The sequence below is a fragment of the Aureibaculum koreense genome, assembly GCF_034296135.1.
In the GTDB taxonomy this organism is placed as follows: domain Bacteria; phylum Bacteroidota; class Bacteroidia; order Flavobacteriales; family Flavobacteriaceae; genus Aureibaculum.
Window position 1 is genome coordinate 1 of record NZ_JAXKVV010000041.1, and the last position, 4,096, is coordinate 4,096.

The 4,096-nt window shown below is 35.0% G+C and carries 3 protein-coding genes and 1 pseudogene; all 4 read left to right on the top strand.

All coding sequences use genetic code 11. From position 1 onward, the window contains the following. Nucleotides 1–550 (top strand): annotated as a pseudogene (locus UMM65_RS17465) (gfo/Idh/MocA family oxidoreductase); the annotation flags it as partial. Nucleotides 551–552: 2 nt separating this feature from the next. Continuing rightward, the gene (locus UMM65_RS17470) at nucleotides 553–1,455 is read left to right on the top strand and encodes a sugar phosphate nucleotidyltransferase (protein ID WP_321978444.1); all 903 of its coding nucleotides are present in this window, start codon (nucleotides 553–555) and stop codon (nucleotides 1,453–1,455) included. 1 nt (nucleotide 1,456) lies between these two features. Continuing rightward, nucleotides 1,457–2,527, top strand: a complete 1,071-nt coding sequence (locus tag UMM65_RS17475) for a phosphotransferase enzyme family protein (protein ID WP_321978446.1) — start codon at nucleotides 1,457–1,459, stop codon at nucleotides 2,525–2,527. A 94-nt stretch (nucleotides 2,528–2,621) separates the two neighbouring features. Continuing rightward, a complete protein-coding gene (locus UMM65_RS17480) occupies nucleotides 2,622–3,935 on the top strand; it encodes a sugar MFS transporter (RefSeq protein WP_321978448.1) in 1,314 nt (437 codons plus the stop codon). The last annotated feature ends 161 nt before the right edge of the window (nucleotides 3,936–4,096 follow it).

A 4,096-nucleotide genomic window follows, 5' to 3' on the forward strand; every position in this document is an offset into this window, starting at 1 on the left:
TAGAGGATTGCACAATTATATTGTGGAGCATGGCGGTAAAGACCATCCCAATGCAAAAGTCAACTTTAAAATGGGCGATGTGATTACATCTACCATAGAAACGGCAAACGGCGAGACCATCATTGTAACGCATGATGTCCATTTGCCAAGACCGTACTCGTTAGGTTTTAGGGTACAAGGTACAAAGGGACTTTGGGAAGTTGATGGCAATAGAATGTATATAGAAGGAGAATCAAAACCCCATCAATGGGACAAGGCCGACGAATGGTTAAAAAAATACGACCATCCTTTATGGAAAAAGTATGGCGAACATGCAATGGGGGCCGGCCATGGAGGAATGGATTTCTTTGTAATAAACTCTTTTATAGAATCTGCCAAGGAGAAAATAGCTCCCCCAATGGATGTCTATGATGCCGCGGCATGGAGTGCCATTACACCTTTGTCAGAATTGTCAATTGAAAACAACGGTGAACCACAAGATTTCCCTGATTTTACAAGGGGCATGTGGATTAAAAGAAAACCGTATAACTGGATTAAAGATACTTTTTAAAAATGGATAAGCCAACATTAGTAGTTTTAGTCGCAGGAATGGGAAGCCGTTATGGTGGACTAAAACAAATAGATTCGTTTACACCTGAGGGCGACACAATTATTGATTTTTCTTTATACGATGCAATTCATGCTGGTTTTGGAAAATTCGTGTTTATCATTCGGAAAAGCTTCGAGAAGGAGTTCAAGCAAATATTTAACAAAAAACTGGAAGGCAAAGCAAAAGTTGATTATGTCTTTCAAGAGTTGCAAAATGTACCAGAAAAATATATAAACCCAGAGAGAACAAAACCTTGGGGAACAGGACATGCACTCCTAATGGCTAAAGATGTTGTCAAAGAGAATTTCGCTATTATAAATGGAGATGATTTTTATGGTAAAGAAGCTTTTGAGGCAATGGCAAAATCTTTGGCTGAAAAAGATAAAGATTCCTATAATTTTAATACCATGGCGTATTTGTTAAAAAATACCGTTTCAGATTATGGTTATGTATCAAGAGGCGAGTGTCAAGTAAATGAAAAAGGATATTTAGTGGACGTTACCGAACGCACTCATATCGAGAAAATAAATGGTAAATTAATGCGAAAAGATGACAATGGCGAATTTATTCCTATTGATAAAAATACCATTGTTTCTATGAATTTTTGGGGATTTACACCAATGTGTTTTGAGTTTGGGGGTAAATTGTTCGAGGAATTTTTAGAAGCGAATACCGAAAACCTAAAAGCAGAATTCTATTTGCCTTTAATCGTCAACGACATATTGAATTCTGGTAAGGCCTCGGTAGAAGTCTTAAAGTCTGATGCAAAATGGTTTGGGGTTACTTATAAAGAAGATAAAGCCATTGTTCAAAAAGCGATAGAACAATTGAAAGATAACGGAGTATATCCAAAAAACCTGTGGTAGTATGTTAGAAGAAAAATTAAAAAAGGTTTTTAATCAATTTCAACATAACGGTGAATTCCGTTCTTTTAAAGAATTAGCCTCAGGCCACATCAACGACACCTACTTAGTAATAACCTCAAAAAAACCATTTTTCGTATTACAACGCATCAACCAAGGTGTTTTTAAAGATGTACCAGGATTAATCGAAAATAAAGTAGCGGTGAGTCACCATATTCGAGAAAAACTAAAAGAACTTCCTCCAAAAAAATTAAAACGACGTGTACTGGCTTTTGCAAAGACCAAATCAGATGGAAACTATCATAAAGACCAAGATGGAAACTATTGGAACTTGATGTATTTTATCGGTAAGAGTGTTACCCATGAAATAGTTACTAGCGAGGAAATAGCTTATGAAGGTGGTCGTTTATTAGGTCAATTTTTAACATTCACAAGCGATTTTGATGCATCAAAACTCGTAGAAGTCATTCCGAAGTTTCATGATATGTCTTTTCGCTATGAACAATTTGAGGAAGCTTTAAAGATAGCATCAATGGAAAGGTTAGAAAGAGCCAAAGATTATATAAAATTGGTAGCCGATTTAAAAGAGGAAATGCATATTATTCAGAATCTAAAAGAATCTGGAGAAATAAAACTAAGGGTTACTCATAATGATACAAAAATTTCAAACGCCTTATTTAATAAAAAAAATAAAGGATTATGCCTAATAGATACGGATACCGTAATGCCGGGAGTAGTCCATTATGATTTTGGAGATGCCATTAGGACTATTTGCAATACGGCAGCAGAAGACGAAACTAATTTAGATCTTGTAGAATTTAATTTTGATTATTATAAAGCGTATTCGAAAGGCTTCTTAAAGAAAATGAAATCTTCATTATCTCCAATAGAGTTAAGATGTTTGCCGCTGGGTGCTAAAACAATGATTTTTATAATGGCACTGCGTTTTTTAACCGATTATTTAAATGGCGACATTTATTATAAAACAAAATACCCTGAACATAACTTAAATCGTGCAAAAAATCAATTTAAACTTATAGATAGCTTTATGGAAAATTATTATGAAATAATATGATTTTTTGTTATGAATAAAATTCAAACCATTTAGACGATAAAACACCCCATTTATTATTTAACCTTTACCATATTGCGGCACAAAAATCATTATAATGAAAAATACAACAAGCGACAATAATGTAGTAGCCATTTCAATCATTGCCGGATTGTTTTTTATATTCGGTTTTGTAACTTGGATTAACGGAGCCTTAATTCCGTTTATGAAAACCATTAACGAATTGACTGAAGCACAATCCTATTGGGTAGCTTCGGCATCATATATATCTTTTGTGGTTATGGCTTTGCCAGCATCTTATGTGCTTAGAAAAGTTGGATATAGAAAAGGAATGTCCATTGGTTTAATTATCATGGCTTTAGGAGCATTGGTGTTCATCCCCGCGGCAGAGGCTAGGACATATTGGGTATTTTTAACAGGTATTTTTATTCAAGGTACAGGGATGACGTTGTTACAAACGGCAGCAAACCCTTACATTACTATTTTAGGACCTATAGAAAGTGGAGCTAAACGAATTGCTATTATGGGTATTGCCAATAAGGTGGCAGGAGCACTTGGTTCTTTAATTTTTGGAGCATTATTATTGTCTGGTATTGATGAGGTAAAGGAAAAAGTAAAAGTAGTTTCTGATGAAGAAAAATCACAATTATTACAGACTATGGCTGATAGCGTGGTAACCCCTTATATTGCCATGGCAGTTGTATTATTTGTTTTAGGGATTTTAATTTTAAAAGCTCCTTTACCACATGTTGAGGAGGAGGCTGAAGAAGAATTAAAAGAGGGCGAAACGGCTAAAACCAGTATTCTACAGTTTCCGCATTTATGGCTAGGCGTATTGACGTTGTTTGTTTATGTTGGAGCAGAAGTAATTGCTGGAGATACCATTATTGCCTATGGAATATCCTTAGGTTTTCCTGGTGAAGAGGCTAAGTTTTTCACATCTTATACACTAATGGCCATGGTAGCTGCCTATGCATTAGGTGTATTTTTAATACCAAAATACATGAGTCAAAGTTTAGCATTGCGAATTAGTGCAGTATTAGGAATTATTTTTTCCATATGTATATTATCAACTGAAGGTTTTACTTCTGTTGTTTTTATTGCTGCTCTTGGTTTTGCTAACGCTTTGGTATGGCCTGCGGTTTGGCCTTTAACGTTAAAAGGTTTGGGCAAGTTTACAAAAACAGCATCGGCTTTACTAATAATGGCTATCTCTGGAGGTGCAATTATTCCACCATTATATGGTAGATTGGTTGATTCAGGAAAGCATGAATTGATTGCAAGTGGTGTAACAGAAGCAGAAGCAATGTCAACTGCAGCCAATAGTAGCTATTGGATTTTACTGCCATGTTATGCAATTATACTATACTACGCAATTTGGGGTCATAAATTGGGCTTAAAAAAGAAATAATTTTTAATCAAAAATATCCTCATTTCTAAATAATTAAAATGTTAAAAAGTAACATAGACAAAGCAACAGGTTTCGAAAAAAGATTTGAAAACATAGGTACCATAGTATATGAAAATTCGGCCACAGCGTCCAAAGCGGTTGCCCAAGAAATAGCAGATCTA